Origin of the sequence: Corallococcus praedator (assembly GCF_003612125.1) — a bacterium.
Classification (GTDB): Bacteria; Myxococcota; Myxococcia; order Myxococcales; family Myxococcaceae; genus Corallococcus; species Corallococcus praedator.
The window spans coordinates 1-4,698 of the sequence record NZ_RAWI01000563.1; the positions used below are offsets into that span (position 1 = coordinate 1).

Annotated in this window: 3 protein-coding genes and 1 pseudogene; all 4 read right to left on the bottom strand. The window is 68.0% G+C overall.

From position 1 onward, the window contains the following. Window positions 1–380: pseudogene (locus D7Y13_RS38765) on the bottom strand (hypothetical protein); the annotation flags it as partial. Window positions 381–384: 4 nt separating this feature from the next. Next, complete coding sequence (locus D7Y13_RS38770) at window positions 385–3,003, bottom strand: TonB-dependent receptor domain-containing protein (RefSeq protein WP_120583278.1); 2,619 nt, start codon at window positions 3,001–3,003, stop codon at window positions 385–387. A gap of 30 nt (window positions 3,004–3,033) precedes the next feature. Further along, window positions 3,034–3,846: an OmpA/MotB family protein gene (locus tag D7Y13_RS38775; RefSeq protein ID WP_120531251.1), complete on the bottom strand. Its 813-nt coding sequence runs from the start codon at window positions 3,844–3,846 to the stop codon at window positions 3,034–3,036. Window positions 3,847–3,957: 111 nt separating this feature from the next. Beyond that, window positions 3,958–4,509, bottom strand: a complete 552-nt coding sequence (locus D7Y13_RS38780; RefSeq protein ID WP_120531250.1) for a chalcone isomerase family protein — start codon at window positions 4,507–4,509, stop codon at window positions 3,958–3,960. Window positions 4,510–4,698 lie beyond the last annotated feature (189 nt).

Below are 4,698 nucleotides of genomic sequence, written 5' to 3' on the forward strand. Positions count from 1 at the left end.
CTCCCGCCCCCCGTGCTGCCCGTCGCCGCCTGGAACGCCGCGATGAGCAGCGCCTGCACCGCCGGGTCGCTCAACGACAACACCCCGTCCTGCAACGCGACGCCGTTGGCGCCCGGACAGCCCGTGTCCCCGTAGGGATTCACGTCCGGCCGGCACAGCGCGTACGTCACCGTCACCGGACGGCCGTCCGGCGTCACCGCCAGCGCGTTGAACGTCACCGGCGGCGGCAACGTGGACGCGTTCGGATCCAACGCCAGCTCCGCGGGCTCCGCCTTGATGGCCAGCACGCGCACGCGGCGAATCTCACTCTGCACTTCGAAGTCGGGACCGCACGCGCTCAACACCAGCAGGGCGGCACACAGCAGGACGGGAGTGCGCATGGCGTCAGAAGCTCCCCTTGGCGCCGAGGATGGGCAGGATGGGCAGGCCCTTGAAGAACTCGCGCTGAGAGTAATTGTAGTTGTAGGCCACGCCTTCGACGGACTGGTTGTTGTAGGCGTTCGTCAGGTCCAGGTAGACGTCCAGGTTCCACGTGTCGAAGATGAAGTTCTTGTCCACGCGGATGTCCAACTGGTTGAACGACGGCAGCCGCTGCGAATTGACCGCGCCGTAGTACGGGATGAACACGTCCGTCGTGTCGTCACGCCGCGCCCCCTCCACCGGCGTCGTCGGGTTGCCGGACGCCAGGCGGAAGCGCGCGCCCACCTCCCAGCCCTTCGGCAGCTTGTAGCTGGCAATGGCCGTCAGCACGTGCGTCTGGTCGTTGTCGAACAGGCGCCAGGCCGCGTCCGGCGCGTCCCGGCGCTCGCTGCGGCTGAGCGTGTACGAAATCCAGCCGAACAGCCGGTCCGTCAGCGCCCGGCGCACCAGCAACTCGAAGCCGTAGATGCGCCCCACGCCGCCGTTCTTCAGCACCTCCGGCACCGACTCGCCGTCGCGGATGATGCGCGCGTTGGAGCGCACGATGAGGTCGTCCAGGTCGTTGTAGAAGACCTCGCTGCCCACGAACCACTCGGGCCGCGCCTGCCACTCCGCGCCCACGCTGTACTGGAGCGACCGCTTCGCCCCCAGGTCCGGATTGCCGAACCCCGGCGACGGCTCATCCTGCACCGGCGGGCTGTGGTAGACGCCCGCGCCACCCTTCAACGTCAGCGTCTCCGTGAGCGCGTAGCGCACCGCCAGCCGCGGGTTCACCGTGCGCTTCACCTCCTGCTGATCCGTGAAGATGTAGCTCTCCGTGCGGATGCCCGGCACCACCAGCAGCTCCTTCACCGGCCGCCACCGCACCTCCGCCCACGCGGACGGGTAGTACTGGGTGAAGTTGCCGTCGATGTTGATGAGGTCCTCCGTCACCAACGGCGTCGGAGGCTCGCCCTCGCGCGGCGGCTGCTGGATGCTCGCGCGCACCTTCGCCAGGTTCGTCACCACGTCCAGACCGCCCGCCACCGTCACCGCGTCGTTGAACGCGTACTCAACCGTGGGCCGCAGGAACAGGTCCGTGGACGCGATGCGCAGGCCGCGCTCGCCAATGGCGAAGTCCAGCAGCGTGTTGCCGACGAGCGCGTGCGTGTCCAGCGTCAGCTTGCCCTCGCGGTACTGGTGCCGCAGGCGCAGCTGGTTGAAGCCCGTCGTCACATCCAGGCCGCCGTTGACGGAAGGGTCGTTGTCCGCCGGTTGGTCCAACAGCAGCGCCAGCCGGTCGCGCGACGTGAGCCCCTGCAGCGTGAAGGTGTGGCGCTTGTTCGGCTTCCACACCAGCTTCGCCTGCGCGTCGTAGTAGCGCGGCGCCACCTGGAGGCTGTCGTCGTCGAACGGCACCGCCTTGAGCACCACGTCGATGTACGAACGCCGGCCGCCAATCGCGAAGCTCAGCGTGTCCGTGATGGGGCCCTCCACCACCGCGTTGGACTCAATCAGGCTGATGCCCACCGTGGCGTGCAGCCGGTCCGTGCGCGGCTCGCGGCTGCGCACGTTGATGACGCCGCCGGTGATGTCGCCGTAGTACGCGGAGAAGTTGCCGGGCAGGTAGTCCACCGCCTCCAGCAGCTCCGAGTTGTACACGGAGGTGAGTCCACCAAAGTGATACAGGATGGGGATGCGCAGGCCGTCCAGGAAGACGCCGGACTCCTGGGGGTTGGTGCCACGGATGACCAGCGCGCCGCCGTTGAACGCGGGCCGCGCCACACCCGGCAGGTTCTGCACCACCTTGAGCGTGTCGCCCTGCGTGCCCGGGATGCGCTGCACCTCCGCCACCTGGATGGTGGTGCGCGTCACCTCCTTGCGCTCGCGGTCGCTTCGCACCACCGTCTCGTACGGGCTGAAGATGCGCCGCTGCACGTAGTACGTGGCCTGCGTCTCCTGCCCTTCCGCGATGGTCTCCTGCGTGCGGAAGCGGTCGTAGCTGCCCAGCACCACCACCACCGGGTGCGTGCCCACCGGGACGCCCCGGAAGGAGAAGCGGCCCTCGCCGTCCGTCACGGTGGAGCGGTCCAACTCCGTCAGCACCACCTCCGCGCCGACCAGCGGCTTGCGCGTGCCGCGCTCCAGCGCCTTGCCGCTGAAGTTCACCGGCCCCTGCGGCTCCGCGATGCCGCCGTCGGTGGCGGTCTCCGGAGGCGGCTCCGGCGCGCGGAAGACGAACTGGTAGGCGTACTGGATGCGCACCGGAGAAGGGACGTTGTCCACCTCCGCGGGCTCGAACTGGAACTGCTTCACCGCGGCGATGGCCGCTTCATCGAAGCCGTTGCCGGCGGGCTGGGTGACCTCGACATTCGTGACGGTGCCCGTCTCCGAGATGTCGATGAACATCACCACCGTGCCCTCCAGCTGCTGGGCGGCGGCCTCCGGTGGATAGGTCGCTTCGACCTGGCGCAGGAGCGCGGGCGGCTTCGTCAGCACGCCGGTGGGAACGCCAGCATCGCCGACGGGAACACCTGCGTCCGGGGCCTGTGCGGCAGCCCCGGTCGCAAGCAATAGACAGACGACGCAAGCGAGCGTTTTCATGAAGGGTGCGCGGGTCTCCCGCGCCCCCTCCTAGCGCCCTCCGAGGCTGGGGGCGAGCACGATTTCGATGCGCCGGTTCTGGCTCTTGTGCTCCGGCGTGTCGTTGGGGACGATGGGCTGGTACTGCCCGTAGCCCGCCGCGGACAGCGACGTCGGATCCACGCCCGAGTCCTGCAGCGAGCGCACCACCGCCATCGCGCGCGCCAGGCTCAGCTCCCAGTTGGACGGGAACTGCCCGCCGCCGGTGGGCACGTCGTCCGTGTGGCCTTCCACGCGGATGATGCGGCCCCGCACCGTCTTGAGCGCGTCCGCGATCTTCACGAGCGCCTCCTGCCCTTCCTTGCCCACGCGCGCGGAGCCGGACGCGAAGAGGATCTTGTCCTTCAACTGCACCGTCATCCGGCCCTTCATCTCCGACAGCTCGATCTTCCCGTCGGAGATCTCCTGCTTGAGGCTCTGGGCCAGGTTCTCGTACTCGGAGCTCTTCTTCTCCAGCTCCTCCTTGGCCTGCGCGAGCTTCTTCGTGTTGCGCGCCAGCTCGTCGTTGAGCGCGGCCAGCTGCGCGTTCTTCTCCTCCAGGGCGCGGCGCTCGGCCGCGGCGCTGGTGAGGCGGTTCTCGGAGGCGTTGAGGCGCGTCTCCAGCGCGGCCTTCTCCTGGTTCAGCGCGGCCTGCTGCTCCTCCAGCGCCTTGATTTTCGCCTCGGCCGCCGTGCGCGCCGCCTTCTCGTCCGTGAGGTTCTTCGTCAGCCCTTCGGCTTCCAGGGCCTTCTCGTTGAACTTGCCCTGCGAGACGCAACCCGTGGACAGGGCAACCAGGGCAGCCAGAACCAGACGTGTCCGCATATGTGCGCTTCCTCCTGACAGATGTTGGTGGGTCCGAGCCTACCGCTCTCGGGCCCAGAACCTAGGAGAAACACGCAACTGCTATGGGGACCAACTTCCCGGCCTGGAGGCCTACTGGGGGAAGATGGGGTGGGTGTTCAGCCAGGAGCTGAAGAGGGCATCCGCGAAGGGCTTGCCGGGGATGTGGACGCCGCCGGACGCGCCGCCGGAGACGTGGAGTCCGGAGCCGGGCAGGTAGGTGAGGACGAGGTCATCGCCCTTGCGCACATCGTGGAGCGACGCGAGGAGCTTCTCCAGGGACTGGTTGAGGGCGTCCTCGCGCATGGCGGGGTTCTGGCGCAAGCCCTCGCGGAAGCTGCCCACGAGCTGGTCCTTGGTGATGGTGCGCAGGAACCGGAAGTGCAGTCGTTTCAGGCTGTTGGAGGCGACGGCCTGCTTGAAGCAGGTGGGCTCCTCCTCCATGTAGAGGCTCCACACGTAGACGTTGAAGAAGAGCTTCTTCTTCAGCTCCATGTGGGTGAGCGCGAGCGTGCGGCCCTCCACCTGGAGTGAATCCGGCATGTTGACCCCGCCCGCCTGTCCCGCCTGGGCGATACCGCCCACCAGCAGGAGCATCCCCAGCGCGAACCCTCGCGCCCCCATCTTCAACGCCGTCCCCGTCATCGCCTTCCCCTTCACCCTCTACCGAGCCGGTGATCGCAACGGTGTGCACTCCCTATGAAACCGCTACCCGCGCCGATCATTGGTTTGTGCACCATTGGACGGCAACAGGAACCTTCTGGCAAGGACGTTGGGGGCGCAAGTGACTCCCCGGTTGAGGAGCGAACGGCGCTGGTGCTCGCGCTGCTGTCC

Bases quoted from the DNA above. Each gene is read 5' to 3' on its own strand.
- D7Y13_RS38770 (WP_120583278.1), bottom strand. From the start codon at position 3,003: ATGAAAACGCTCGCTTGCGTCGTCTGTCTATTGCTTGCGACCGGGGCT.
- D7Y13_RS38775 (WP_120531251.1), bottom strand. From the start codon at position 3,846: ATGCGGACACGTCTGGTTCTGGCTGCCCTGGTTGCCCTGTCCACGGGT.
- D7Y13_RS38780 (WP_120531250.1), bottom strand. From the start codon at position 4,509: ATGACGGGGACGGCGTTGAAGATGGGGGCGCGAGGGTTCGCGCTGGGG.